This is a genomic window from Plantactinospora sp. ZYX-F-223 (genome assembly GCF_039649625.1).
Lineage (GTDB): Bacteria > Actinomycetota > Actinomycetes > Mycobacteriales > Micromonosporaceae > Plantactinospora.
In genome coordinates this window covers 34,953-60,027 of record NZ_JBDJAV010000029.1, presented here as the reverse complement: position 1 = coordinate 60,027, position 25,075 = coordinate 34,953, and the positions used below count along the sequence as shown (strand labels likewise).

The 25,075-nt window shown below is 71.5% G+C and carries 25 protein-coding genes; 11 read left to right on the top strand and 14 right to left on the bottom strand.

The genetic code is table 11. The annotated features are described in order from the left end of the window. Nucleotides 1-154: 154 nt before the first annotated feature. On the bottom strand, nucleotides 155-592 hold the full coding sequence (locus tag AAH979_RS27130) for a hypothetical protein (RefSeq protein WP_346260957.1): 438 nt from the start codon (nucleotides 590-592) through the stop codon (nucleotides 155-157). 303 nt (nucleotides 593-895) lie between these two features. On the opposite strand from AAH979_RS27130, the gene AAH979_RS27125 reads away from it, so the two are divergent. Further along, a complete protein-coding gene (locus AAH979_RS27125) occupies nucleotides 896-1,666 on the top strand; it encodes a hypothetical protein (RefSeq protein ID WP_346260956.1) in 771 nt (256 codons plus the stop codon). A 126-nt stretch (nucleotides 1,667-1,792) separates the two neighbouring features. Continuing rightward, nucleotides 1,793-2,215 (top strand): hypothetical protein, encoded by a 423-nt coding sequence (locus tag AAH979_RS27120; protein WP_346260955.1) that lies wholly within the window; start codon nucleotides 1,793-1,795, stop codon nucleotides 2,213-2,215. Between the two features lie 175 nt (nucleotides 2,216-2,390). Here the strand turns inward: AAH979_RS27120 and AAH979_RS27115 are convergent, their stop codons facing one another. The 9 genes from AAH979_RS27115 to AAH979_RS27075 all read right to left on the bottom strand — a co-directional run bounded on the left by AAH979_RS27115 (nucleotide 2,391) and on the right by AAH979_RS27075 (nucleotide 10,993). Beyond that, nucleotides 2,391-4,124, bottom strand: a complete 1,734-nt coding sequence (locus AAH979_RS27115) for a thiamine pyrophosphate-binding protein (RefSeq protein WP_346260954.1) — start codon at nucleotides 4,122-4,124, stop codon at nucleotides 2,391-2,393. 156 nt (nucleotides 4,125-4,280) lie between these two features. Next, nucleotides 4,281-4,922 (bottom strand): TetR/AcrR family transcriptional regulator, encoded by a 642-nt coding sequence (locus AAH979_RS27110; protein WP_346260953.1) that lies wholly within the window; start codon nucleotides 4,920-4,922, stop codon nucleotides 4,281-4,283. Then, nucleotides 4,817-6,226, bottom strand: a complete 1,410-nt coding sequence (locus AAH979_RS27105; protein WP_346261014.1) for an isoprenylcysteine carboxylmethyltransferase family protein — start codon at nucleotides 6,224-6,226, stop codon at nucleotides 4,817-4,819. Before AAH979_RS27105 ends, AAH979_RS27110 begins: the two co-directional genes overlap by 106 nt. A gap of 76 nt (nucleotides 6,227-6,302) precedes the next feature. Next, nucleotides 6,303-7,196, bottom strand: coding sequence for a hypothetical protein (locus tag AAH979_RS27100; protein WP_346260952.1), 894 nt, complete (start codon nucleotides 7,194-7,196; stop codon nucleotides 6,303-6,305). A 206-nt stretch (nucleotides 7,197-7,402) separates the two neighbouring features. After that, nucleotides 7,403-7,732: a DUF1416 domain-containing protein gene (locus AAH979_RS27095; protein WP_346260951.1), complete on the bottom strand. Its 330-nt coding sequence runs from the start codon at nucleotides 7,730-7,732 to the stop codon at nucleotides 7,403-7,405. Next, nucleotides 7,729-8,577 carry a sulfurtransferase gene (locus AAH979_RS27090; RefSeq protein ID WP_346260950.1) on the bottom strand — a complete coding sequence of 283 codons (849 nt, stop codon included), beginning with the start codon at nucleotides 8,575-8,577 and terminating at the stop codon, nucleotides 7,729-7,731. Before AAH979_RS27090 ends, AAH979_RS27095 begins: the two co-directional genes overlap by 4 nt. Before the next feature lie 172 nt (nucleotides 8,578-8,749). Beyond that, entirely contained in the window at nucleotides 8,750-8,827 is a 78-nt protein-coding gene (locus AAH979_RS27085; protein WP_311202345.1) for an Ms5788A family Cys-rich leader peptide, read from the bottom strand. A gap of 87 nt (nucleotides 8,828-8,914) precedes the next feature. After that, nucleotides 8,915-9,727: a DUF2993 domain-containing protein gene (locus AAH979_RS27080; RefSeq protein WP_346260949.1), complete on the bottom strand. Its 813-nt coding sequence runs from the start codon at nucleotides 9,725-9,727 to the stop codon at nucleotides 8,915-8,917. 147 nt (nucleotides 9,728-9,874) lie between these two features. Then, a complete protein-coding gene (locus tag AAH979_RS27075) occupies nucleotides 9,875-10,993 on the bottom strand; it encodes a hypothetical protein (RefSeq protein ID WP_346260948.1) in 1,119 nt (372 codons plus the stop codon). Nucleotides 10,994-11,262: 269 nt separating this feature from the next. On the opposite strand from AAH979_RS27075, the gene AAH979_RS27070 reads away from it, so the two are divergent. The 7 genes from AAH979_RS27070 to pstB all read left to right on the top strand — a co-directional run bounded on the left by AAH979_RS27070 (nucleotide 11,263) and on the right by pstB (nucleotide 18,912). Further along, nucleotides 11,263-11,976, top strand: coding sequence for a response regulator transcription factor (locus AAH979_RS27070; protein WP_107257554.1), 714 nt, complete (start codon nucleotides 11,263-11,265; stop codon nucleotides 11,974-11,976). 233 nt (nucleotides 11,977-12,209) lie between these two features. After that, complete coding sequence (locus AAH979_RS27065) at nucleotides 12,210-13,331, top strand: polysaccharide deacetylase family protein (protein WP_346260947.1); 1,122 nt, start codon at nucleotides 12,210-12,212, stop codon at nucleotides 13,329-13,331. A 46-nt stretch (nucleotides 13,332-13,377) separates the two neighbouring features. After that, nucleotides 13,378-14,373, top strand: coding sequence for a mycothiol synthase (mshD, locus tag AAH979_RS27060; RefSeq protein WP_346260946.1), 996 nt, complete (start codon nucleotides 13,378-13,380; stop codon nucleotides 14,371-14,373). 377 nt (nucleotides 14,374-14,750) lie between these two features. Beyond that, entirely contained in the window at nucleotides 14,751-15,854 is a 1,104-nt protein-coding gene (gene pstS / locus AAH979_RS27055; protein WP_346261013.1) for a phosphate ABC transporter substrate-binding protein PstS, read from the top strand. Between the two features lie 49 nt (nucleotides 15,855-15,903). Continuing rightward, nucleotides 15,904-17,034 carry a phosphate ABC transporter permease subunit PstC gene (gene pstC, locus AAH979_RS27050; RefSeq protein WP_346260945.1) on the top strand — a complete coding sequence of 377 codons (1,131 nt, stop codon included), beginning with the start codon at nucleotides 15,904-15,906 and terminating at the stop codon, nucleotides 17,032-17,034. Further along, on the top strand, nucleotides 17,031-18,119 hold the full coding sequence (pstA, locus tag AAH979_RS27045) for a phosphate ABC transporter permease PstA (protein ID WP_346260944.1): 1,089 nt from the start codon (nucleotides 17,031-17,033) through the stop codon (nucleotides 18,117-18,119). The genes pstC and pstA overlap by 4 nt, the downstream gene beginning before the upstream one ends. A gap of 16 nt (nucleotides 18,120-18,135) precedes the next feature. Then, nucleotides 18,136-18,912 carry a phosphate ABC transporter ATP-binding protein PstB gene (gene pstB / locus AAH979_RS27040; protein WP_346260943.1) on the top strand — a complete coding sequence of 259 codons (777 nt, stop codon included), beginning with the start codon at nucleotides 18,136-18,138 and terminating at the stop codon, nucleotides 18,910-18,912. A 98-nt stretch (nucleotides 18,913-19,010) separates the two neighbouring features. Here pstB and AAH979_RS27035 read toward each other — a convergent pair whose 3' ends face one another. After that, nucleotides 19,011-19,841: an NUDIX hydrolase gene (locus tag AAH979_RS27035; protein ID WP_346260942.1), complete on the bottom strand. Its 831-nt coding sequence runs from the start codon at nucleotides 19,839-19,841 to the stop codon at nucleotides 19,011-19,013. A gap of 643 nt (nucleotides 19,842-20,484) precedes the next feature. On the opposite strand from AAH979_RS27035, the gene AAH979_RS27030 reads away from it, so the two are divergent. Continuing rightward, the gene (locus tag AAH979_RS27030) at nucleotides 20,485-21,480 is read left to right on the top strand and encodes a Gfo/Idh/MocA family oxidoreductase (RefSeq protein WP_346260941.1); all 996 of its coding nucleotides are present in this window, start codon (nucleotides 20,485-20,487) and stop codon (nucleotides 21,478-21,480) included. A gap of 36 nt (nucleotides 21,481-21,516) precedes the next feature. Here AAH979_RS27030 and AAH979_RS27025 read toward each other — a convergent pair whose 3' ends face one another. Together AAH979_RS27025 and AAH979_RS27020 are read right to left on the bottom strand one after the other, a co-directional pair. Then, a complete protein-coding gene (locus AAH979_RS27025; RefSeq protein ID WP_346260940.1) occupies nucleotides 21,517-22,518 on the bottom strand; it encodes an inorganic phosphate transporter in 1,002 nt (333 codons plus the stop codon). Between the two features lie 3 nt (nucleotides 22,519-22,521). Further along, a complete protein-coding gene (locus tag AAH979_RS27020) occupies nucleotides 22,522-23,148 on the bottom strand; it encodes a DUF47 family protein (protein WP_346260939.1) in 627 nt (208 codons plus the stop codon). Between the two features lie 349 nt (nucleotides 23,149-23,497). Between AAH979_RS27020 and sigJ the strand changes: the two genes are divergently transcribed. Then, entirely contained in the window at nucleotides 23,498-24,469 is a 972-nt protein-coding gene (sigJ, locus tag AAH979_RS27015) for an RNA polymerase sigma factor SigJ (protein WP_346260938.1), read from the top strand. Between the two features lie 49 nt (nucleotides 24,470-24,518). On the opposite strand, the gene AAH979_RS27010 is transcribed toward sigJ, so the two are convergent. Next, nucleotides 24,519-25,022 (bottom strand): DUF402 domain-containing protein, encoded by a 504-nt coding sequence (locus tag AAH979_RS27010; protein ID WP_346260937.1) that lies wholly within the window; start codon nucleotides 25,020-25,022, stop codon nucleotides 24,519-24,521. Nucleotides 25,023-25,075 lie beyond the last annotated feature (53 nt).

Sequence of the window (25,075 nt, the reverse complement as noted above, 5' to 3'; positions counted from 1 at the left end):
GCGTCCACCGTGTTCCGTCGAACCACCGCAACGGGTACCGGCCGGACGGATCGGGATACCACCCCGGTCGCATACCGTCCTCCCCCCAAGGTCTCCGACCGGGCGAGCCTAATACGGCGGCCGGGGTGCGATCCTCGGCCGGTACTCCGGCTGGCTACGGCTCGTCGGATTCGGGCCGGTCGGGTGCGCCCTTCTCGAAGTAGAACGACATGTCCTCGAAGCGCGAACCGAGATAGAAGCAGGCGCCGAGTATCGCCGCCGCCAGCAGGAGCGTGCCGAGCCCGCCGGTCGAGATGTCCACCCCGAAGAGGCCGGCGAACCACGGAAGCAGGGCGAGCAGCAGCATGTTGACCAGCACACCGGTCAACAACCAGCGGAGCTTTGTCCAGACGCCGGGCCGCCCCGAGAGCCAACCGGAGTATCCGGTGACGGTGCCCAGCCAGTCCAGCCCGGCGTTGACCAGGTAGCCGGCGAGGAGCGGCGTCGCCCAACCCCAGAAGCCGTCGTCGAAATCGAATCCGCCGAGCGCGAGGCCGAGCACCGCGAGGGCGGACGTCGGAAGGATCGCGACCGGGCTGATCGTCAGGCTCACTCGCCAGCTTGTCCCTGCCATGTGCGTCCTTCCCACCCGTTCGGAGTGGAGTACACGACGCCGCGAACTGGCGGCGATCGCGGCAGGTCGATTCTCGCAGGGTCGTACCGGTCGCGGCCACCGCCGCCGGGGTGGTGGCCGCCCTCCCCGTAGAGCTGCCGATGATCCGGCTGGTCGCCTCCCCGACCGTCATCCCGGCCGGGCACGCCCGGCACCAGGCCAGCGGCCGGTCCAGTGAGTCTCCAGTAGGGATCCAGTGCGGTCCGCCAGCCTCACGGCACAAGGGGTGAGAGGAGACAACGTATGAAAGCCAGACTGCTGCGCGGGATCGCCGCGACGGCCCTCGCGCTCGCCGTCGTGCTGCCCGGGACCACCCAGCCGGCGCACGCCAACCCGGACGGCACCAACACCTCGCTGATCGACATGCTCGACCTCGCTCTCAACCTGCTCGGCCGGGTCGGCGACGGCGACGTGTCGGCCGAGGACCTGGCCGCGATGACCCAGGACGTCATCAACGCGCTCAACCAGGCCGAGTCGGCGGTGATCGCCCACCTCGACGCCATCGCCGTGGCCGACATCCGCGACGACGCCACCGCCGCCGTCATCGAGTTCGAGGACATCAACAACTTCGCCGAGGAGACGTTGGAGGACTGGGCCCAGGACGTCACCCACGACGCGGTGCGGGCCAGCAGCTATCTGGACGCGGTCGCCGGCAAGAAGGCGATCGACGACGTCGGGTACGCGGTCGTCACGCTCTTCCCGATCGCGATGGTGGCCCGGGCCCGGGCCGGCTTCGGCACGACGAACCTGCGTACCCAGTACCGGGCGGCGTTGCAGAAGATCGTGGACAAGCTCGCGCCGAGCTGCCAGTACTCCTATCCGGAGCCGAACGCGGTCCCGCTGATCCGCTCCTACACCTGCACCGTCTACGGCCCGCATACCGCGACGCAGTTGGAGCAGTACTGGCTCGGCGAGTGGCAGTTGGGCCCGATCGATCCGGCAGCCGTCGAGGCCGCCTCGTACGCGAACACCAGCCGTGCGGTGGCCATCGAGTCCCTGCGGCAGTTGCCGTAACGAACCGTTGCCGGCGCCTGGAACGACGGGCTCATGCCGGGATCCCTCGGCATGAGCCCGTCGGCGGTCCTGGCCCGGACGTCATCCGCCCGGCCCGCTGATGACAGCCAGCCCTACAGTCAGGGCGTGAGTAGCGACCTGACCCTCCTCGCGCTGTGGGACCCGGGTTGGTACAACCTCGACCAGTCGTTGAAGGTCGGCCGGCAGGACCGATTCGCCTTCTGCCACGGCGTCGTGTCGCCCGGATACGATCTGGTCTTCGCCAACGGCCTGGGCACCAACTGGGACTATCGGTCGGCGACGGTGGAGCTGATCGAACACCCTGAGTTCGGGCTTCTCGACGAGGTCGACACGACGGCTTTCGGCCAGTACACCTTCCGGCTACAGGACGGACGGTGGATCACCATTGAAGCCGAGGAGGGCCCGGGGGCGGTCGACGCCGCCAGCCCGGACTTTCCCGTCGATGCCGCCGACCCGGATCGGGGAGGCAGCTCGGACTGGACCCTCGTGGTGGCGCTCTCCGGAGTCACGAACGCGAACCGAGGTTGAGGCCGATAGCGCGTGCCGTCGCCACCCCCTGCCCGCCCCCGTCACGTTGCTTCCGGCTGCGTCGGCTCGCTCGGCGTAGGCCCGTCGGTGGTCGTCGTCGTACGCGACGACAGCGCCTCCGCGATGGCGGTGAACTCGTACGGGGTGCCGGGTGCACGTGCCGGAGTGATCGGGGTCATTGGTCGGGCGGGCCCCGCCAGGAGAGCCGGGGTTCCTCGCCCAACGTCGTCTGGTAGTCGACCGCCGTCGTCTCCCGGCCCCACTGCGGCATCCCGGCCGGCAGGTCCAGCCGGTCGAGGATGACCTCGACCACGGTCGGCCGATCCGGTACGCCGCCCAGCCCGGCCAGTACCCGGGCCAACTCCCCCTCGGTGCCGACCAGGTGCGAGTCGACCGCGACCTGTCGGCTGAAGACGCCTGGTAGGTCGGTGTACCGCCAGTTGTCGATGTCGTTGTACGGCTGGTGCCGCCCGTCGATTGCCCGCTCCACCGTGTAGCCGGCGTTGTTCAGCACGAAGATGAGCGGTCGCTGACCGGTGGCGATCATCCGGCTGATCTCCTGGGCGGTCAGTTGCAGCGAACCGTCCCCGGTGATCAGCACGACCCGCCGCTCCGGTGCCGCCGTCGCCGCCCCGAACGCGGCCGGTACGGCGTACCCGATCGCCCCCCACAGCGGCGCCTGCACGCAGACCGCGCTCCTCGGCAGCCGGATCGACGCGACCCCGAACGACGGCGTACCGGTCTCCGGCACCACGATGTCGCCCTCGGCGAGGATCGCCGAGATCGCCGGCCAGAGCCGGGCCTGGGTGACCGGCGCGTTGCTGGCCGGGTCGAGCCGGGCTGCCGGCAGCCGGCCGGGGTCGGCCGCAGTCGCCCAGTCGACGGCGCGGACCGGCCCGATGGTGTGCAGTCGGGCCAGCGCGGCGGCCGGGGCGACCGGTGCGAAGAGCCGGCCGCCCACCGAACTCGCCCGCCGGCCGATCGAGATGATCCGGGCCGGATCCAGGTCGGCGGTGAACAGCCCGTCCCAGTCGAAGAACTTGGTACCGACGCAGACCAGCACGTCGGCCTCCTCGATGATCCGCCGCACCGGCTCGACGCTGTCCCCGCCGTTGTAGACGCCGACGTAGTTCGGGCCGGTCTCGTCGAGCAGCCCCCGGCCGAGGCCCTGGGTGGCGGCCGGCCAGTGCCGGTCGGCGAGCAGCGCGGCGATCTCGGCGCCGAGGCCGTACCGGACGGCCAGGTTGCCGACCAGCAGGGCCGGGCAGGTGGCACCGTTCAGCAGCCGCTGTGCGGCGGCATCGAACGCGTCGAGCTGCTCGGGGGCGTTGACCGGTGCCGGCCGGTCGAACCGCCGGGGCGGCTTCGGGACCGGCTGCCGGGCGACGTCCCCGGGCAGCCGCAGGTAGACCGGACGTTGCTGGGTCCAGCACTCCCGCAGCACACGGTCGATCTCGACGGTGGCGTTGCCGGCGGTCAGGGTGGCCTGCGCGACCGTCACCTCCCGGGCGACCCGGACCCACCGGTCGAAGTCGCCGTCCCCGAGCGAGTGGTGCATGGCGGCCCGCCGGTCCATGATCTCCGTCGTCGGGCCGCCGACGATCGAGACGATCGGCACCGACTCGGCCATCGCGCCGGCCAGGCCGTTGACCACGGACAGCTCGCCGGGGCCGAAGGTGGTGACGATCGCCGCGATGCCGGCCAGCCGGGCGTACCCGTCGGCGGCGTACGCCGCGTTCACCTCGTTGCAGCTTCCGACCCACTCGATGTCCGGAAACGCCTCGACCTGGTCGAGGAACTCCATGGTGTAGTCGCCGGGCAGCCCGAAGATGTGCCGTACGCCGAGGTCGTGCAGCCGGCAGAGCAGAAACTCGCCCACCGTGGTGGTCTCGGCCGAGTTCTCCGGCATGACATCCCCCATCGACCCTTTCAGCCGGTTTCCCCGTCACCCGTGCGGGTTCCCGTTCCCGCCCGTCGCACACGTCCGTCATACGCAGCTCCGGCACGAACTCGCCCAGGTCCGCCAGGCCACCACGGCATGGGTGGCAGGCTCGGTCAGACCGGGTCAGGGTTCGCGGTTACGGCGGACCGCGCGCTCGACCGTGGCCTTCAGCGCCCGCCGGGGTACCGGGCCCAAATCGTCAACGATGTCGATCAGCAGGGCGAGCTGTTCGAGAGCGGCGAACGCCCGGGCGGCCCCCGCCTGGTCCACCCCCTCGTAGAGTTCGAGGCCGACGAACGCCCCGGAGATCGCCCGGGCCAGCCCGCCGACGTCGGCGATCTCCGCGAACGGGGAACCGACAAGCAGCCGGCGGAGCACCGACTCGATCTCGTCGACCCAGAGCCTCAGGGCGGCGGCGACCGACTCGGCGAGCCGCCGGTCGGTCTGGGCGCCGGCCAGGAGTTGGGCGAGCACCGAGACGTGCCCGAGTTCCTTCTCCTGCTCATGCAGCGCCCGGCCGACGTCGAGCAGCTCGCGCAGCGTGCGTACCTCGGTGAACCGGGCGGAGTAGGTCGCGACCCGTTCAGCGGTGTTGGCCGTACAGGCCGCCGCCAGCAGCTCGTCCACGCTGCCGAAGTGGTAGAAGACCAGGGCCTGGTTCACCCCGGCGGCGCTGGCGATGGTCCGGGCGGATATTCCGGCGATGCCGTGCGCGCCGATGGCGGCGAGAGTCCCGTCGAGGAGTCGCTGTTTGGTGTCGGACATTCCTCTCCTCGTGGCCGGGTTCCCGCGTCGCCTCGCGGGCGGGCCTGGACTCGCTGGCGGGTCAGGTGCGGCGGTGCGATCATCGCATCGGTCACCAGCTGCGCCAGCCAGGCCACTCCCGGCAACCGCAGCAACCAGCCGAGATAGGCCCAGCCCAGAGTGACATGGTCCAGTGCGCGGGCGACGGCGGCCACCCCCCGTTCCTCGTGCCCGTCGCCGCCCGCGTACCGGGCCCGGCGCAGCGGGCGGTCGTGCTCCGCCGCCGGTCGGAGGAGGAGTCGGCAAGGGTCACGCCGGTCCAGGAAGGCACCGACGGCCGCGCAGGGTCCGCAGTCGCCATCGAGCCAGAGCAGCGCAGCGGGCCTGTCCGACGGGTACGGCCGCCACCGGGGCCACCAGTCGCGGACCTGAGCCCGGTACCGGCGCCAGTCCGGACCGTACCGGTCGTCGAGGTCGCGCCGCTCGTGCGGGCCGGCGACGCTGGCCCCGAACGCCACGCCGGCCAGCGCCGCGACGGCGAGCCAGCCGCTCCCGGTCGCCACCGCCAGCAGCACAAGCAGCCCGACGGTGCTGACCTGCATCGGGTTGCCGACATAGCCGTACGGCCCGGTGGTGACCAGCCGGCGCGGCGGGTCCCACGGGTACGGCGTGCCGCCGCCCCGGACCGCGAACTCGCGTACCGCCGCCAGCGCCGGTACGGCCAGCAGCAGGCCGAGCTGGGCCAGCACGAACAGCCAGGTCGCCGGCAACCGGCCGAGCCGATCCCACGAGCCGTCGCCGAACTCGAACACCACGGTCGGCAGTAGCCACAGCACCAGCGCGGTGAAGACGCCCAGTTGCAGCAGGACCCGGGCGGGCAGCCGGCGCCGGTCGGCGCTCCACCGGCCGAGCAACTGGGCGGGCAGCGCCACGCACAGCAGGCCGACGGCCTCGCCGACCAACCAGGACGGTCCGAGGTGGACCAGCGGACGCAGCTGTGGCATCACCACCGCGTCGAGCCAGCAGAGGAGGCCGAGCGCGAACGGCAGCGGCAGCACCCGGCGCAGCAGCACCGGCACCGGCCCCCAGAGCAGGGCCCAGCCGAGCCACAGGTCGACCGGCATGCCCCGGAACGTGCCGTCGACCGGCGCGAAGGCGTACCACCCGGTGGGGCGGGCCAGTTCGCTCAGGGCCGCGATCCCGACGGCCGCCGCGACGAAGGCGAGCAGCGCGGCGAACCGGGCCTCGCGGCTACGTTCCAGCCGGGCCGCGCCGAGGGTCAGCGCCACGGGTACCAGCAGGCAGAGGTAGCGGACCGTCGTCACGCTCATCCCACCACCGCCGTCGGTACCGAAGCCGGCGCCGGCGCCGCTGCCACCGCCGTTGCAGCCGGCGGCGTCATCACAGGCCGAGCATGTCGAGCAGGTGGCCGGTGCCCTCGTGCACCAACGCGTCCTGGAGGGGCCCGAAGTACCAGGAGGGATCGAGGCCCCGCCGGTAGGCGGCGGTGATCCGTACCTCGGTGTGTCCGGCGTCGACCGCGCGCCAGTGAAGATCGGCCCGGTGCCAGGTCAGCCACCGGGCGGTGATCGAGGTGTCCTCGACGAACCGGAAGCCGATCCGGTCCGGTGCCACCGCGTCGACCTCGGCCAGGAGTTGACCGCCGGGGCCGTGCGACGTGCCGTGGTAGCCGAACGCCCACCGGTCGCCGACGTCCAGCCCGGTCCCGTGGACATGCTGGGGCACGGGCACGCCGAGCATCCGCAGTGGAATGGACCGGACCGGAGTGGGTCGTGGGCCTGCGGCCAGCCGGCCGGCGAGTTCGCCGGACGGGACCGGGACCACCCGGACGACCTCGACCGACTGGTCCGGCGCGATCCGCAGCCCGTCGACGCTGCCCTCGACGCCGCCGAGCAGCAGCAGCGGCAACACCAGCGCCCCGTAGGCGCGGGAGGACGACTCGCGGAGCCAGCGAATCAGTGCGGTGCTGCCGTGCACGACCGCGTACACCAACGGGGCGGCGAGCACCACACAGATGGCTCCCTCGTGTAGGGCCACCGCGGCCAGCAGCAGCACGATGGTGGTGGCCACGAAGACCCGGCCGTGGGTGGTCCGCGGCGGCATCAGCGCCAGCGCCGCGGCGAGCAGCACCGGCAGCCCGACGAAGAGCATGGCGCTGTCGGCCCGCCCGGTCCGCACAGTGAGCACGAAGGCGATCGCGCCGCCCCCGGCGATCAGTCCGGCCAGGATCCAGTTCGCGCCGCTCCGTCCACCTGGTCTCTCCGGCTCGTCCATCTCGACACCCCCGTCGCATGCTTTGAGCGATCGCTCAAAGTCAGGGTAGTCGAATTTAAGCGACCGCTCAACCAGCGTCTGGCCGGCTGGCACACCAATGTCCGGCTCGCCTCGGACAGGTGGTTGAAGGCGTACCCGGGCGGACACGACGGAGTCCCGCCGATCAGGTGGGATCGGCGGGACTCCGTCGAGGAATCGGCGGCGGATCAGGCGACCGTGACGGCCACCTCGTTGATGCCCCGGCCGGCGGTGACCGAGAGGTCGCCGTTGCCGTGCCGGGAGAGCGCCCGCAGCGTCCAGGTGCCCGGTGCGGCGAAGAACCGGAACTGCCCGGCCGGCGAGGTGACCACCTCGGCGGTGAACTCGCCGGTGGAGTCGAGCAGCCGGACGTACGCCCCGGGAACGGCCTCGCCGTTCTCGGCGCTGACGACCCCGGTGATGACGGTCTCCTTCTCCAGGTCCAGGCTCGCCGGCAGCGGAGCCGCCTGGTCGGGCGCCGCGCAGCCGGCGGCGATCGGAGCGGTCATGGTGCTCACGCCTCCCCCGGCTCGTCGCCGAGCGCCACCGGCACGCCGACCAGCGAGCCGTACTCGGTCCAGGATCCGTCGTAGTTCTTCACGTTCTGGTGCCCGAGCAGCTCCTTGAGCACGAACCAGGTGTGCGAGGAGCGCTCGCCGATCCGGCAGTAGGCGATGGTGTCCTTGCTGCCGTCCAGCCCCGCCTCGCCGTAGATCTTGCGCAGTTCGTCGTCGGACTTGAAGGTGCCGTCCTCGTTGGCCGCCTTCGACCACGGCACGCTGATCGCGGTCGGGATGTGCCCGGCCCGCTGCGCCTGCTCCTGCGGCAGGTGCGCCGGGGCGAGCAGCCGGCCGGCGTACTCGTCGGGGGAGCGCACGTCGACCAGGTTCTTGCTGCCGATCGCGGCGACCGCCTCGTCGCGGAAGGCCCGGATCGACAGGTCCGGCTCCTGCGCGGTGTACTGCGTGGCGGGGCGAGAGACGGTGTCGGTGACCAGCGGACGGGCGTCCAGCTCCCACTTCTTGCGGCCGCCGTCGAGCAGCTTGACGTCGCGGTGCCCGTAGAGCTTGAAGTACCAGTACGCGTAGGCGGCGAACCAGTTGTTGTTGCCGCCGTAGAGCACCACGACGTCGTCGTTGGAGATGCCGCGCTCGGAGAGCAGCGCCTCGAACTGCGCCTTGTTCACGAAGTCCCGACGTACCGGGTCCTGGAGGTCGGTCTTCCAGTCGAGCTTGATCGCACCGGCGATGTGCCCGCCGTCGTAGGCGGTGGTGTCCTCGTCGACCTCGACGAAGACCACGCCGGGAGTGGCGAGGTTCTTCTCGGCCCAGTCGGCCGAGACGAGTGCGGTGTCGCGACTCATCAGATCACTCCTTGGTGAGGATTTGTGTGAGCCTGCGCGTGGAGGTCGACCGATGTTGTTGTCGCATCTCACGCGCGGGACCCATGGACAGGTAGGGATCACGGGTACGTGCGACGGCGCCGCTGCCGGGCGTGAGGGAAGGACTCAGAGGGTACGCAGAACAGCCCCGCCGTCAGATGACGGGGCGACACAGGCAGGTGGCCACGCGGCACAGGTCGACCGCGCGCCGTTTGGTGAGGAGCGTCCCCATGAATCGGGAGCCTACCAGCGCTACGGACTCGTCACACAGGACCAACCACGATCCGGGATCGCGCGACCCCGGATCTGACCACTCTGATCAGCTAACCTCGCTCAGCGCCACGTCCCGGGCGCTGGCGGTGACGGCCAGTCCGTCCGGCAGCGGCCGTACCTCGTGCAGTTGCAGCGCGAACGGCAACGGCGGCAACGGCACCCGGACCGAGAGCTGCCGGGCGAAGTTGTTGACGAAGGTCTGGACCACCGGATTGTCCGGCAGGTCGGCGGAGGTGAGCCGGTCGAAGGTGACCACGATGTCGTCGCCGTCGACGGTCACGTTCGCGGTGCCCTGCACGGTCAGCTCCTGCTCCAGGATCGGCACCCGGACCGGCGCGGTCACGGCGAGCTTGCCGTCCAGCTCCCGCAGTTGGACTCCCGGCCGGTCGATCAGCGCCACCACGCTGTCGTACGCGACGGTCCCGGTGCCCTGGACGGTCTTCGCGGTGACCTCGCCCTGGCCGGAGCGGAGCGTGTCCAGCGACGCCGTCACGTCCCGGGCGTCGACGGTCAGCTCCGGCACCTTCACCGCGGCGTCGGTGCCCTGCACCGGCCCCTGCACGTCGCGGAGCAGGACCTTGATCGAGTCGTACCGGCCGCCGAGCACCTGGGTCAGGAACGGGAAGCCGCCGACCGTCACCTCGGGAGCGGCGGACTGCACGTTCTGCCGGGAGATCTCCTGGTCGATCTGGTCCGCGACGACCCGCTCGGCGATCCCGGCGGCGACCCGGTCGGCCACCACCAGCAGCCCGGCCAGCACCAGGAGCAGGATGACCAGGATGACGAGCGCGCGACGCCCCCTGCGCCGACGGGGCCGTTCGCCGTACGTCCCGCCGTCTGCCGGATAGCTGTCCGCCACGCCGCCTCCCAGATCCGGTGCCGTCGCACCCGCCTACCGCCGTCGTCGGCACCACTATCTACCCGAACGGGCACATCTCCAACCGTCGGGGTACGCCGCCCCGGCGGGTGGTGGAAGCCGCCCTTCCGCTCCGATGCCGCCCCCTGCTCAGAGGAAGAAGACACTCATCGCGTACGCGGCCGGTGCGGCCAACGCGAAGCCGCCGAGTGGTCCCTGCATGTGCCGGGCGACCCACATCGTCGGCGGTTCGCCGGCCATCTGCCGACCCGCCTCGCCGTAGCCGACCCCCAGGTCGGCCAGGGCCGCCGCAGCCGCGGCGACCAGTCCGACCACCGCACCGCTGGTCGGGGTGAACGCCACCAGGTAGCTGCCGAGGATGCCCGCGGCGAGGGTGCCGAGCATCGCCCCGATCACCACACCGGCAGCGCCGCGCGGCACCTGTGGGGCCAGGCGCGGCCAGGGCAGCACCGCGTCGGTCACCCGGGCGACGGTCAGCGCCACCGCCGCCGCGGTCAGGCAGACGAAGATCGCCTGGGTACCCTTCGGGATCCGGCTGAGCACGATCAGGGTGCCGAAGGCGACCACGCCGACCACGATGAACAGGGTGGCGCCGAGCGACTCGGTCACCCGGGCCCGGTCCGCCCGGCGGACGAGCTGCCCGAGCACCCCGACGAGGAAGCCGCCCGCGGCCACGTACCCGAGGGGGGCGAGCGCGGCGATCTGCGGCAACACGGCGGCCGCGTCGGCGGCGGCCGCGACCGCCACCGCGACCCCGCCCACCAGCAGCAGGGCCGGCGGGCGCATCGCCATGGTCCAGGCGAGGACGAAGAGGAGCTGCACCCCGAAGACGACCACGGCGAACGGCAGCCTGGCACCGGGCCCGGCGGTCTGCGCCCCGAAGATCAGACCGACGCCGAGCAGTCCGGCGAAGCCGGCGATCGCCACCGAGAGCAGCCGGCGGACCGGTACGGGTGGCAGTTCCTCCTCGCCGTCGAGCTCCTCGGGGTCCACCTCGCCGTCCGGGCGCGAGCCGTCCGTGACCCGGCCGCCGGCGCGGTGGCCGTCCGGGTTCCGGGGGCCGTCGCCGGACCTGCCTCCGTCACCGTGCCGGGGACCGTCCGGCACGCGCGGAGCGTCGAAGGGGCTGCGGGCGTCCGGCCCGGCGGGGCGACCGCGCGGGTCCGGGGCGCGCTGCGGGCCGGCCGGACCGGGGCGGTTCTCCGGCCAGGAATCGCGGCCGGTCTCCGGTGGCGTCGAGGGGTACACGCCCCGATCGTGCCAGACCGACCACCGACGCGCCGGGCCCGACGTCCCCGAACCGGAACACGATCCGGGAAACCTGCCGGTAATGACCGATCACACAACCGATGAACCGAACGTGTGAGAGCGTCCGGCGGAAGTTCCGATAAGGTTGAGCCTTACCTGCCCGTCAGTGACGCCGGGACGACCCCAACCCCCAGCGGTCCCGGAGTCCCCGCCCGAGTGCCGCTGGCCACCGCGCGGCGCCCCAGGTGCCGCCGGGACGGAGGTGATGTGTGGAGATCCTGCTGCTGGTGACCGCGCGCGCAGGCGAACCGTCCGTCGTGCTGCCGGCCCTCGACCTGCTCCCCCACTCGGTGCGTACCGCCCCGCGTGATGTCCGCACCCTCGTCTCCGGGCCGAGCCCGGACGCCGTACTCGTCGACGCCCGCTCGGAACTGAGCGAAGCCCGGGCGACGTGCCGGATGCTGCACGCGACCGGGCTCGGTGTGCCGCTGGTCGCGGTGGTGACCGAGGCCGGTCTGATCGCCCTGAACGCGGACTGGGGCGTCGATGACGTCATCCTGGCCAGCGCCGGTCCGGCCGAGGTGGAGGCCCGGCTGCGACTCGCGGTCGGCCGACTCAGCAACGCGACCGCGGCGGCCGGCGGGCTGATCCGGGCCGGCGAGTTGACCATCGACCCCGACACCTACGCCGCCAAGCTCAAGGGCCGGCCGCTCGACCTGACCTACAAGGAGTTCGAGCTGCTCAAGTTCCTCGCCCAGCACCCGGGCCGGGTCTTCACCCGGGACCAGTTGCTCCGCGAGGTCTGGGGCTACGACTACTTCGGCGGCACCCGCACCGTCGACGTGCACGTACGTCGGCTGCGGGCCAAGCTCGGCTCGGAGTACGAGTCGATGATCGGCACCGTCCGGCAGGTGGGCTACAAGTTCGTCACCCCGCCGTCCCGGCCGCTGCCCGAGTCGGAGAGCGTGCCGCTGCCCGTCTGACGAGGACGTCCGACCTCGACCACGAAGGCCACCCGGCGGTGCCGGGTGGCCTTCTGGCGTACCGACCCGAAGGCGACTCACAGCAAATGCGAGAAACCATAAGAATTCGGGCAATAGGTACGTAGCCTTGACCGGGAACGTCCGGAGGAGGCAGAGGGGGCATCAGTGGTTCCCACGATGGTTTTCGGCGCGGGACGGGCGGATTCCCCCAGGGCGGTCCGCTGATGCCGACCATGTCCCGCACCCACATGCTCACGGTCGCCACGCTGGTCACCGTCGCCGTACTCGGCGGCGCGTACGCGCTCGGCCACACCCTCGGCCAGCCCGGCGGAGCACTGGCCCCACCCGAGAACCAGGCCCGGCACCAGACCGATCCGCAGTCGGACGGGGAACCGGACCAGCGGTCGGCAGACCGGGCCGGCGGGCCGGCCGAGGGACGGGCCGACCCGGGGCAGCAAAACGGACCGACCGAGGCGCCGGACGGTCCGGGGCTTCCGGCACCGCCGGCCAGCACGCCGCCGGGCGGCACCCCGCAGCCCGGTCCGGCCGATCCGGACCAGACGCAGCCGTACGAGCCGCAGTTGCCACCCGAGCGGGACGGACCGTACGGGGCCCGGGTCAGCACCGGCGCCCGTTACGTGGCGCTCACCTTCGACGACGGCCCCGATCCCCGGTACACCCCGCAGACCCTGGCCGTGCTGCGCGAGTACCACGTCAAGGCCACCTTCTGCCTGGTCGGCGAGAACGCCCAGCAGTACCCGGAACTGGTCCGGGAGATCGTGGCGGAGGGGCACACCCTGTGCAACCACTCGTGGCGGCACGACGTCGGGCTGGGCAGCCGGCCCAGCGCCAGCATCCGGGCCGACCTGGTACGCACCAACGAGGCGATCCGGGCCGCCGTGCCGGACGCGCGGATCGGGTACTTCCGGCAGCCCGGCGGGGCCTGGACCGCCACCGTGGTCGCGGTGGCCCGGCAGTTGGGCATGACCTCGCTGCACTGGGCGGTGGACCCGAAGGACTGGACCCGTCCCAGTGCCGGCGCCATCGCGGCGCGGGTGATCGCCGGCGTCGCGCCCGGAGCGATCGTGCTGCTGCACGACGCCGGCGGCAACCGGCAGGGCACGGTGATCGCGCTCGGATGGCTGCTGCCCGACCTCGCCCGGCAGTACGCCCTCGCCGCGCTGCCGACCGGCCCACCGCCGATCGGCACGCCGCCCGCCGGCACGCCCTCGGGCGGCACGCCGATGCAGGGCCAGCCGGGCGGCGCGGCGCCCGCACCCGGTCGGCCGGCGGCCCCGCCAGGTGGACAGCCGCCGGCCGGAACCCCGCTGGCCGGGCCGGCGGTGCGGTCCTGAGCCTCCGGCCGGCGGGCACCGTTGCAGCGGGGACTACGGTGAGCAGATGACCACCGAACAGCCGGCGGAGTCGCGGGTGACCAGCCTCGACAGGCTCGCACCGGACGAGGTCGGGGCGGTACTCGCCCTGGCCGGTGTGGCGAGTGCCGCTGACGGCGCCGACCCGCTCTCCGAGCACGTGACGCTGCGGCTCCGGCAGGCCGAGGCAAGCCCGGTCACCCATCTGCTCGTCCGGGAACCGGCCGGGGCGGTGGTCGGCTACGCGCACCTGGAACCGCTGGACGGGGCCGAGGTCTCCGCCGAACTCGTCGTACATCCGTTGTGGCGCCGGCAGGGGCTCGGCCGGGCGCTGGTCTCGGCGGCGCTGGACCGGGTACCCGGAACCGGCGCGCTGCTGGTCTGGGCGCACAGCGACCATCCCTCGGCCGCCGCGCTCGCTCTCGATCTGGGGCTGCACCGGTCCCGGGTGCTGTGGCAACTGCGCCGCTCGCTGCGGGACCCGCTGCCCGAGCCGAAGCTGCCGGCCGGGGTCGCGCTGCGGGCGTTCCGGCCCGGCAGCGACGACGAGGCGTGGCTGGCGGTCAACCGGCGCGCCTTCGCCAGCCATCCGGAGCAGGGCCGCTGGGACCTGGCCGACCTGCGGCTGCGCCTCGCCGAGCCGTGGTTCGACCCGGCCGGCTTCCTGCTCGCCGTCGAGGAGTCGTCGGGCCGGCTGCTCGGCTTCCACTGGACCAAGGTGCACGGCGGGCGGACCGAGGCGCACGGCGGGCCGGAGCCGGCCGCCCGGGCGGCGGGGACCGGGCCGATCGGCGAGGTGTACGTGCTCGGTGTCGACCCGGACAGTCACGGGCTCGGGCTGGGCCGGGCGCTCACCCTCGCCGGCCTGCACCACCTGCGCGACCGGGGACTGACCCGGGTGATGCTCTACGTCGACGAGTCCAACACCGGCGCGATGGCGCTCTACACCCGGCTCGGCTTCGCGAACTGGCTGCGGCACGTGCGGTACCGCCGGTCGCCGGGGTCGGCGCAGCGCCCAGCCTGACCGGGCGCGCCTCCGGAGTGGACGGCCGGCATCCCGGACAGCCATCCGGCGGCGACCGTACGGGCCAGCCGCACCGTCCCGGCGGTCGACCCAGACCGTCCGTACGGAGCACCGGCCACCGGCCGTCCGGTTAGCCCGGGCGGGTCACGAAACCGCGCTAATAGCCCTAGATGTCGCACCGGTCCCACGGTTCACGGAACGGACATCTTGCCCTCAGGATCCGGCCACCCAGCCGGCTCTCCCTGTTCACCCTGCGTTCACTCACGACCGGCGAACCGGCTACCTGGCGCTCCTAACTTCCCTACTAGCCGACCACTAGTCGGCTCCCGGGGCGGCGCCTCGGGCTTGCTTCGTACAAGGTGAAGGGAACCTTTCAGGTGAAGCTCCAGCGGCACGGCACCATTGCCTGTCTCGCTCTGGCCACGGCACTGGCAGTCAGCGCGTGCGGCTCGGACAATAACGAGCCCACCGAGCCATCGGCTTCCGGGTCCTCCGCGGCGGCCGACTGCGCCACGGGCACGATCAACGCCCAGGGTTCGTCGGCACAGAAGAACGCGGTCGACGAGTGGCGTAAGGCATACCAGCAGAAGTGCACCGGCTCGACCATCAACTACGAACCGAGCGGTTCCGGTGCGGGCATCCAGGCCTTCATCGCCGGCACCGCGGACTTTGCCGGCTCGGACTCGGCCCTCAAGGACGACGAGCAGCCGAAGGCCGACGCCAAGTGCCCCGGCGGTAAGGCCATCCACCTGCCGATGGTGATCGGCCCGGTCGCGGTCGTCTACAACGTGGACGGCCTGGACAACCTCCAGCTCAAGCCGGCCACCCTCGCCAAGATCTTCGCGGGCAAGGTCACCAAGTGGGACGACGCCGCGATCAAGGCTGACAACCCGGGTGCGACCCTGCCGTCGACCACGATCCAGACCGTGCACCGCTCGGACGAGTCGGGCACCACGGACAACTTCACCGACTTCCTGGCCAAGACCGCCGAGGCCGACTGGACCTTCGGCAAGGGCAAGGCATGGAAGGCGCCGGGCGGCACCGGTGCGGCCAAGTCGGACGGCGTGGCCAGCGCGGTCAAGCAGGCCCAGGGCAGCATCAGCTACGTCGAGATGTCGTACGCCGAGAACGGCGGCCTCAAGATGGCCAAGATCGGCAACGGGGCCGGCGAGTACGCCGAACTGACCCCCGAGTCGGCCGGTAAGACCATCGCCGGTGCGCAGGTCACCGGCCAGGGCGAAGACCTGAAGATGTCGATCGACTTCAACACCAAGGAGGCCGGGGCGTACCCGATCGTCCTGGTGACCTACGAGATCGTCTGCTCCAAGGGCCTCGCCGCCGACAAGCTGGCGCTGGTCAAGGGCTTCCTGAGCTACGCCGCCAGCACCGAGGGGCAGGCCGACCTGACCGAGCTGGGCTACGCCCCGCTGCCGGAGTCGGTCCGCAGCAAGGTCGAGGCGTCGGTCAAGGCTCTCGCCTGATCTCCAAATAGATCATCCTCATAACTTCGTCAACGGAGCGAGCGAGCAGATGGGCGACACCCCAGACCGCTCGGCCAACGCCGGCACCGGCGGACCTCGGGTGACCATTGGTCACACCGGGTCCGCCGGTGCCGCGCTGTCGGTCGACGTACCAGTGACACCCGCGGACCGCGCTCCGGACGGAGCCGGCTGGCGCGGCGGCGACGGCAGCGGCGGCGGCACCGGCCTGGGCGGCGGCGGGGCGCTGCCCCGGCGACGGGCCTTCGGCGCCGAGCGCCTCTTCCAGGGCTTCACCATGGCCGCCGGCACGATGGTGCTGGTCATCATCGTGGCGATCGCGATCTTCCTGATCGCCAAGGCCGTACCGGCACTCAACGCCAACACCGCCAACTTCTTCACCTTCGAGGGCTGGTTCCCCAACGAGGCGCAGCCGAGGTTCGGCATCGGCGCGCTGGCCTTCGGCACCGTACTCACGTCGGTCCTGGCGCTACTGCTGGCCGTGCCAGTGGCGCTGGGCATCGCGCTCTACCTGTCGCACTACGCACCCCGCCGGGTCGGCACCGCGCTGGGCTTCCTGATCGACCTGCTGGCCGCGGTGCCGAGCGTGGTTTTCGGGCTCTGGGGCCGGGACTTCTTCTACGGCCCGGTCCAGGAGTTCTCGGTCTGGCTGAACAAGTACTTCGGCTGGATCCCGATCTTCGGCGGTGACGGGCCGTTCGGCCGGTCGATCCTGCTCGGCTCGCTGGTGCTGGCCATCATGGTGCTGCCGATCATCACCTCGCTCTCCCGCGAGGTGTTCCGGCAGACCCCGACCGCCAACGAGGAGGCCGCGCTCGCGCTCGGCGCCACCAAGTGGGAGATGATCCGGACGGCGGTGCTGCCGTACGGGCGCCCCGGCGTCATCGGCGCCACCATGCTCGGCCTGGGCCGGGCGCTCGGCGAGACCATCGCCCTGGCGATGACCCTCGGCATCGTCTCGAACATCTCGTTCAACATCATCGAAAACGGCGGCAACACCGTCGCCGCCAACATCGCGAACGCGTTCGGCGAGGCCAACGACGTCGGTCGGGGCGCGCTGATCGCCTCCGGCCTGGTGCTCTTCTCGATCACGCTGATCGTCAACATCACCGCGCGGGCCATCATCTACCGGCGCCGGGAGTTCACGGAGTCCGCAGCATGACGACAACGATGACCGCACCCCCCTCGGCCGCGCCGGGGCAGAGCCCACAACTGCGTGCCCGGAAACTCCCGGTGGTGGCGAGCCTCGGCATCGCTGCCGCCGCCGTGGTGCTCTCCGCCGCGCTGGTCTACGGCGCCGGGATCGGCGGCGCCGCCCTGGTCGTCGCCCTCGCGGTGGTCTTCTACCTGGTCGGTCTCTTCGTCGCCAGCAGCGTGGTGGAGGGGCGGCGGCAGGCCCGCAACCGTACCTGGAGCGCGCTGATCCACTCCGCCTTCGTACTCGCTCTGCTGCCGCTGGCCTCGGTCACCTGGACGCTGGTCAGCAAGGGTGTCGAGCGGCTGGACGGCAACTTCTTCGGCACCTCGATGAACAACATCGGGGCCCGGGACCCGAACGGCGGCGCGTACCACGCGATCGTCGGCACGCTGGAGCAGGTCGGCGTCGCCACCCTGATCACCGTGCCACTCGGCATCGCCTGCGCCATCTACATCGTCGAGTACGGCCGGGGCCGGTTCGCCTTCACCATCCGGTTCTTCGTGGACGTGATGACCGGCATCCCGTCGATCGTCGCCGGCCTCTTCGTACTGGCCTTCTGGATCCTGATCGTGTCGCCGTACTTCAACGACGGGCGGCCGGGCTACTCCGGCTTCGCCGCCTCGCTCGCGTTGAGCGTGTTGATGCTGCCCACCATCGTCCGGTCCACCGAGGAGATGCTCCGGCTGGTGCCGGCGCCGCTGCGCGAGGGTTCGTACGCACTCGGCATCCCGAAGTGGAAGACGATCCTGCGGATCGTGCTCCCCACCGCCCTGCCCGGCATCGTCACCGGCGTCATGCTCTCGGTCGCCCGGGCGGCCGGGGAGACCGCGCCGGTGCTGCTGGTCGCCGGGGGTGGCGCCGCGATCAACTTCAACCCGTTCGAGAACAACCAGTCGTCGCTGGCGCTCTTCGTCTACCAGCAGGCCGGGGACGCCTCCCGGTACGCGCCGGCCCGCGCCTGGGCCGCGGCACTCACCCTCGTCGCCCTCGTGCTGATCCTGACGATCGCGGCGAAACTGCTGGCCCGCCGCAACCGGTTCAGCCGATAACCCCGAAGGAATGATCATGGCCAAGCGAATCGACGCGACCAGCGTCACCGCGTACTACGGCTCGTTCAAGGCGATCGAGGACATCAACCTCACCGTCGAACCGAAGACCGTCACCGCGCTCATCGGACCCTCGGGCTGCGGCAAGTCGACCTTCCTGCGCACCATCAACCGGATGCACGAGGTGCTGCCGGGTGCCCGGGTCGACGGCAAGCTCACCATCGACGACCAGGACATCTACGAGCGGGACGTGGACGTGACCGCGGTCCGCCGGATGATCGGGATGGTCTTCCAGCGGCCGAACCCGTTCCCCACCATGTCGATCTTCGAAAACGTGGTCGCCGGGCTGCGGCTCAACGGCGTACGCCGCAAGTCGGTCCTGGAGGACGCGGCCGAGCGGGCGCTGCGCTCGGCGAACCTCTGGGACGAGGTCAAGGACCGGCTCGGCAAGCCCGGCGCGGGGCTGTCCGGCGGGCAGCAGCAGCGGCTCTGCATCGCCCGGACCATCGCGGTCGAGCCGCAGGTGGTGCTGATGGACGAGCCCTGCTCGGCGCTGGACCCGATCTCCACGCTGGCGATCGAGGACCTGATGTTCAAGCTGAAGGACCGCTACACGATCATCATCGTCACGCACAACATGCAGCAGGCGGCCCGGGTCTCCGACCGGACGGCCTTCTTCTCCATCGAGCGCACCGGTGACCCCGGCCGGCTCATCGAGTACGACGACACCCAGAAGATCTTCAGCAACCCGAGCGTGAAGAAGACCGAGGACTACATCACCGGCCGCTTCGGCTGACCGACGCGCTCCGTACGCTCGCTCCTCCATGATCCCGGGGAGTTTGGCTGGTTCCCAGCGGCCGAACTCTCCGGGATCATCCGATTCCGCAGCTCAGCTCAATCCAGTACGAAGTGCGGGGTGCCGTCCTCGGCCTGGCCGAAACGGGGCATGATCGCGGTGCTGGGGTCCCGCACGGCCGCGGCGGCAGGCACCCCGGCCAGGTCCGCGCAGTCGCCGATCTCGGTCAGCGTGATGACCGTAGGCGGGAGCATGGCGATCTCGCCCGCCTCGAACCGGCCCAGGGCCTCCGCCGGACGGATCCACATCGTGTGGTCGGCCTCCCCGGAGACGTCCCGGGGCACCTGCCCGGCCGGCAGCAGCGCCACGAAGAAGTACGTGTCGAAGCGGCGCGGCTCGAACTCCGGGGTGACCCAGCGGCTCCACGGCAGCAGCAGCTCGGAGCGGAGGGTCAGCCGGCAGTCCCGGAGCAGGTCGGCGAAGCCGCTACGTCGGTTCACCAGCGCCTGCCGGGCCCGCTCCCACTCCTCGCCGCTGACGTCGCCCACCACCGTGTCGCGGTCCGGGCCGGCGAGCAGTACGCCCGCCTCCTCGAAGACCTCTCGGGCCGCCGCGCAGACCAGTGCCTGGGCCGGTCCGGGCGGCTGGCCCAGCCGGCTCCCCCAGTCCGCCGGGCCGGGGCCGGACCAGTCCAGCCGGATCTCCGAGTCGCCGGGGTCGACGCTGCCGCCGGGGAAAGCGTACATGCCGCCGAAGGTCATCCTGGCGGCGCGGCGGATCATGTACACCTCGAAGCCGTCCCGCCCCGAGGCGTCCGGCCGGAGCAGCAGTACGGTCGCGGCCGGCCGGGGCGGCACCGGCGTACCGCCCTCGGCGTAGAACCGGCGGGCGTGTGCGGCGATCGACTCCGGGGCGGCAAAGCTGGTCATGCAGCGAGGGTAGTTCGACCGTCCGGGCAGCCGCGATCTTGTGTACGGGCGGCACGGTGCTCGGCTACGGAGCCGGACATGAGGCGCTCAAGTCTGGCTTCAGAGGCGAACTAGCGCCGAGCACGCACCAGCAGGTCAGCGCGTCGCAAAGGCCCCGGCCCCGGACGGTCGGGACCGGGGCGCGCTGAGAAGGCGCCAGAGAACGGCTCCAATACGGCGGAAAGGCCAAGCGCACATCGACCGATCTCAAGTAACCCTGTCGGTGATGAAGCGGATGGCCGTAAGAATCAGAAGGAGCGCCCCGGCGAACCGGGGAGTAGCTGGTGCGCGGACTGTGGAGCTGGGTGCACAGACGGGGCACGGAGAGTCGGGTTTGCCGAGACGGCGCATGGCGAGGTGGTTCGGGTCGACCGGCCAGCGGGGGCCGGGGCCTGGACGGCCCGGGACAGTGGGCGCACAGGCGGGGCAGCTCGACAGTCTCGCTGGCAGATATCCCAACCCCACACCATGGAGGCGCGACGGGTGTCACGCCTGGAGACCGGGTGCGGTTTGCCTCGCCTCGGGTAGCCGGGGATGCTTCAGGTCTGTTTCCCGTGCCGTTGACCGGCGGACGTGCCCGCCGACCCGTAGTTGAAGAGGTTCCATGGCGCAGCAATACAGCCCCGAGCGCAAGACACGTTGGGGCATCCTGGCCACCGGTTACATCGCCGCCACCTTTGTCGAGGATCTGAAGCTGCTGCCGGACGCCGAGGTCGTCGCCGTCGGCTCCCGTACGGAGGAGACCGCCCGCGCCTTCGCGGACCGGCATGGGGTCCCCCGGGCGTACGGGTCGTGGCAGGAACTCGCCGCCGACGACGACGTCGACGTGGTCTACGTCGCCACCCCGCACGCGGCGCACTTCGACGCCACGATGGCCTGCCTCGACGCCGGCCGGGCAGTACTCGTCGAGAAGCCGATCACCCTGGACCGGGCCGCCGCCCAGCGGCTCGTCGATGCCGCCACCGCCAGCGACCGCTTCCTGATGGAGGCGATGTGGATGCGGTGCAATCCGGTCGTACTCCGGATATTGGAGCTGATCGCCGACGGCGCGATCGGCGAGGTGACCAGCGTGCAGGCGGACTTCGGGGTCGGCGGGCCGTTCCCGCCCGAGCACCGGATGCGGGCCCGGGCGCTCGGCGGTGGCGCCCTGCTGGACCTCGGGGTCTATCCGATCAGCCTGGCGCACCTGCTGCTCGGCCTGCCGGACCAGGTCCGCTCCTGGGCCCGGATCAGCCCGGAGGGGGTCGACGAGAACACCGGGATCATCCTCGGCTACGAGACGGGCGCGGTCGCCACGCTGAGCTGCGGCATGATCGGCGCGACCCGGGTGGCGGCGACGATCACCGGGCGGACCGGCCGGATCGAGCTGGCGCCGCCGTTCTACCGGTCGGGCCAGGTCACCCTGCTCCGGGACGGCGCCGACCCGGAACTGCTGCCGGTCGACCTCACCGGCTCCGGCTATCAGCACGAGGCGGCCGAGGTGCAGCGCTGCCTCGCCGCCGGGCTGCTGGAGAGCCCGCTGGTGCCGCACGCCGCGACCCTGGAGGTGATGGGCCTGCTCGACGACATCCGGGAGCAGATCGGCGTGACCTACCCCTGACCGCCCCGGACGGCTGGCCGTCCGGGGCGGGATCGCTCAGAAGAGCGGGTTGACCAGCAGGTACATCAGCGCGCCGATCGAGCCGGCCGCCGGGAAGGTGAGGATCCAGGCGCCGACGATGTTGCCGGCCACCCCCCAGCGGACGGCGGAGAGCCGCTTGGTCGCCCCGACGCCCATGATCGCCGAGGTGATGGTGTGCGTGGTGGAGATCGGCGCACCCAGCACCAGGGCGTTGAAGTAGAGCACCCCGCTGGCCACGGTCTCGGCGGCGAAGCCCTCCGGCGGCCGGAGGTCGATGATCTTCCGCCCGAGGGTACGGATGATCCGCCAGCCGCCCGCGTACGTGCCGAGGGCCAGCACGGTCGCCGAGGTCCAGAACGCCCACTCCGGGATGTGCTCGGCGCTGCTCTGGTAGCCGCCGACGAAGAGGGCGAGCACCACGATGCCGATGGTCTTGGCGGCGTCCTGCATGCCGTGCCCGATCGACATCGCCGCCGCCGAGGCGGTCTGGGCCCACCGGAAGCCCCGGTTGAGCTTGCCCGGCTGCCCGTTCCGGAAGATCCACTGGACGGCGACCATGACCAGGTAGCCGAGCAGGAAACCGACCAGCGGCGAGAGGATCATCGGTAGTACGACGCTCTCCCCGATGCCTTTCCAGAGCACCGTGCCGGAGGCGGCGAGCGTCGACCCGACCAGCCCGCCGATCAGTGCGTGCGAGGACGAGGAGGGCAGGCCGAAGTACCAGGTGATCAGGTTCCAGGTGATCGCGCCGATCACCCCGGCGAAGACGATGCCCAGGCTGGAGACGCCGGGTGGCAGCTCGACCAGGCCGGAGCCGACCGTCTTGGCCACGTCCGCGCCGAAGTGCGCGCCGATGAAGTTGCCGATCGCCGCCATGCCGAGCGCGACCCTGGGAGTCAGCGCCCGGGTGGAGATGCTGGTGGCGATCGCGTTCGCGGCGTCGTGGAACCCGTTGGTGTAGTCGAAGAGCAGCGCGACGGCGATCACCGCCAGTACGGCGATGAGTTCAGGACTCACGGGTCAGCTTTCCTTGACCGCGATGGTCTCGACGGTGTTGGCGACGTGCTCGAACGCGTCGCAGGCCGCCTCCAGCTCGTCGGCGACCTCCTTCATCTTGAGCACGGTCAGCGCGTCGTACTCGCCGGAGAAGAGCCGGACCAGCAGCATCCGGTACGCCTGGTCGCCGTCGTTCTCCAGCCGGTTGCACTCGATCCAGTAGTCCTCCAGGTCCTTCATCGCCCGCAGCCGGGGCATCGCCTCGGCGGTGAGCTTGGCCTGCTGGTCGAGGACGTTCACCAGCTCGTGCATCTCGCGGGGCAGGGACGGCAGCTTGGTCAGCCCGTAGAGGTAGAGCAGGTTGCCGACCGCCTCCAGGTGGTCCATCACGTCGTCGAGCAGCGAGCCGAGCCGGTAGATGTCCTCCCGGTCGAACGGCGTGACGAAGGTGGAGTTGATCTTCTTGTACAGCTCGTGGGTGATCTGGTCGCTGTCGTGCTCGACCTCGGTGAGCCGCTCGCTGACCGACTGCACGTCGACCCCGGGCAGCGCCAGCTCGTTCAGCAGCTCGGTACCCCGCACGAGGTTCTGAGCGGCTCTGCTGAACAACTCGTAGAACGCGCCCTCGGAGGGGCGGAGGGAAAACTTCACGGCACGGACCTCGTTGCGTCGGCGGACGGGTGGCGGGCCGCAAGAGGCTGCCCCTGGGGAATGCTAGGAAACCTCGGATCGGAGTTTTCGCCCGCCCACCCCTGGTCAGGGGCGGTTCACCTGGCATTCATCTGCTGTTCACCTTTATCGTCGACAGGCCGGCACGAACCCGACCGAACGGCCCGACACCGCCGCCGGTGTGAGATTCGCCGCGCCGGCACCCGCCCATCGACGCACCGGGCGGTCCTGACCTCCCGGTCCGGCCGAAACCGGACCGGTACGGCCGGCTGCCGGCCCTGCGGTCGGCGCTAACCTCGCGGGAGGACGTACGGCGGCGGGGGAGGCAGCGGTGCGGGATCTGGCCAGCGAGTTCGAGGCCGAACGGGACCATCTCACCATGGTCGCGTACCGGATGCTCGGCAGCCGGGCGGAGGCGGAGGACGCCGTACAGGAGACCTGGCTGCGCTGCGCCGGTGCCCTGGGCACCCCGCAGGCCCGCGCCGAGGTACGCGACCTGCGGGGCTGGCTCACCACCGCCACCGCCCGGATCTGCCTCGACGTGCTCCGCTCGGCCCGGGTACGCCGGGAGTCGTACCACGGTGAGTGGCTGCCGGAGCCGATCGTCAGCCGGCTGCCCGGGTCGGCCGGCGGGGCGGACGGGTTCGCCCCCGACCCGGCCGAGCGGGCCGCGCACACCGAGCAGGTCAGCATCGCCCTGCTGACCGTGCTGGAACGGCTCACCCCGGAGCAGCGGGTCGCGTTCGTGCTGCACGACGTCTTCGCCGTACCCTTCGCGGAGATCGCCACGGTGCTGGCGACCAGCCCGGCCGCCGCCCGGCAGCTCGCCTCCCGGGCCCGGCGCGCGGTCACCGAGGACGGCCCACGCCACTCCGCCGACCCGGCCGAACACCAGCGGCTGGTCAGCGCGTTCCTGCACGCCATCGAGTCCGGCGAGCCCGAGCGGCTGCTCGAGGTGCTCGCCCCGGACGTGGTCTTCGTCGGCGACGGCGGCGGCCTCTTCCCGACCGCGCGGCATCCGGTGGTCGGCGCGGTCAAGGTGGCCCGGTTCGCCCTCGGGCTGATGCGCCGGGCCGCCTGGGACACCCACAACCTGCGGATGCGGCCGGTACTCGTCAACGGCACGCTCGGATTCCAGATCGAGGCGGACTACCGGCCCGGCCTGCCGCTGCACGGCATCATGTGGTTCACCGTCGCCGACGGCCGGATCACCGCCGCCTACCACCAGCTCAACCCGGAGAAGCTGGCCCGGGTGCCCCGGATCGGCGCGGACGAGCACCCCTGGCAGTTCCAGCGCGAATAGCCGGCGCCGCGCGGCGTCCGCAGCCGGCCGGGCCGCGGGGGCGCCGGGCTCAGACCACCAGCGCCAGCCACTTCCGGTACGCCGACGCGAACGGCTCGGTGCCGTCGCCGAGCGCGACGTAGAGCCACTCCGCCGCGGCCCGGGCCTGCGCCACCGTCTCTTCCGGATAGCCGAACCGGACCCGGTGCTCGGCGAACTCGTCCTCGTCGCGCAGCTCCACCAGACCGGTGCCGCGCCGACGCACCACGTCGAGGTCGAGGTCGATCAGGTGCACGGTGTCCCCCTCCCAGCGGGCCGGGCTGGCGATGTCGCAGTAGACCTCGCTGGTCCGCGGCGGCGGGTTGAACATCGCGCTCCACCACGCGTCGTGCGGCACCAGCAACACGAACGGGATCTGTTCCACCGAGGGGCGACCGTGGTAGACCGACTCCGTCCCGGCGGTCACGCCGAGCCACACACCCAGGTCGTCCTCGGTCAGTCTGCGGGCGGGGTAGTCCCGGTGCGCGGTGCCGTCGTACTTGCGGTAGACGACTCGGACCACATCGCTCGACATGCCCGCACCCTAGCCGATGTCACCCAATACGCGCGGTGCGTGAAGCGTCCGGC

What these genes read in the sequence shown, in the direction of transcription:
- AAH979_RS27125 (WP_346260956.1), top strand. Translation starts at nt 896, where the DNA reads ATGAAAGCCAGACTGCTGCGCGGGATCGCCGCGACGGCCCTCGCGCTC.
- AAH979_RS27115 (WP_346260954.1), bottom strand. Translation starts at nt 4,124, where the DNA reads ATGCCGGAGAACTCGGCCGAGACCACCACGGTGGGCGAGTTTCTGCTC.
- AAH979_RS27110 (WP_346260953.1), bottom strand. Translation starts at nt 4,922, where the DNA reads ATGTCCGACACCAAACAGCGACTCCTCGACGGGACTCTCGCCGCCATC.
- AAH979_RS27100 (WP_346260952.1), bottom strand. Translation starts at nt 7,196, where the DNA reads ATGGACGAGCCGGAGAGACCAGGTGGACGGAGCGGCGCGAACTGGATC.
- AAH979_RS27090 (WP_346260950.1), bottom strand. Translation starts at nt 8,577, where the DNA reads ATGAGTCGCGACACCGCACTCGTCTCGGCCGACTGGGCCGAGAAGAAC.
- AAH979_RS27085 (WP_311202345.1), bottom strand. Translation starts at nt 8,827, where the DNA reads ATGGGGACGCTCCTCACCAAACGGCGCGCGGTCGACCTGTGCCGCGTG.
- AAH979_RS27065 (WP_346260947.1), top strand. Translation starts at nt 12,210, where the DNA reads ATGTCCCGCACCCACATGCTCACGGTCGCCACGCTGGTCACCGTCGCC.
- mshD (WP_346260946.1), top strand. Translation starts at nt 13,378, where the DNA reads ATGACCACCGAACAGCCGGCGGAGTCGCGGGTGACCAGCCTCGACAGG.
- pstC (WP_346260945.1), top strand. Translation starts at nt 15,904, where the DNA reads ATGGGCGACACCCCAGACCGCTCGGCCAACGCCGGCACCGGCGGACCT.
- pstA (WP_346260944.1), top strand. Translation starts at nt 17,031, where the DNA reads ATGACGACAACGATGACCGCACCCCCCTCGGCCGCGCCGGGGCAGAGC.
- pstB (WP_346260943.1), top strand. Translation starts at nt 18,136, where the DNA reads ATGGCCAAGCGAATCGACGCGACCAGCGTCACCGCGTACTACGGCTCG.
- AAH979_RS27035 (WP_346260942.1), bottom strand. Translation starts at nt 19,841, where the DNA reads ATGACCAGCTTTGCCGCCCCGGAGTCGATCGCCGCACACGCCCGCCGG.
- AAH979_RS27030 (WP_346260941.1), top strand. Translation starts at nt 20,485, where the DNA reads ATGGCGCAGCAATACAGCCCCGAGCGCAAGACACGTTGGGGCATCCTG.
- AAH979_RS27010 (WP_346260937.1), bottom strand. Translation starts at nt 25,022, where the DNA reads ATGTCGAGCGATGTGGTCCGAGTCGTCTACCGCAAGTACGACGGCACC.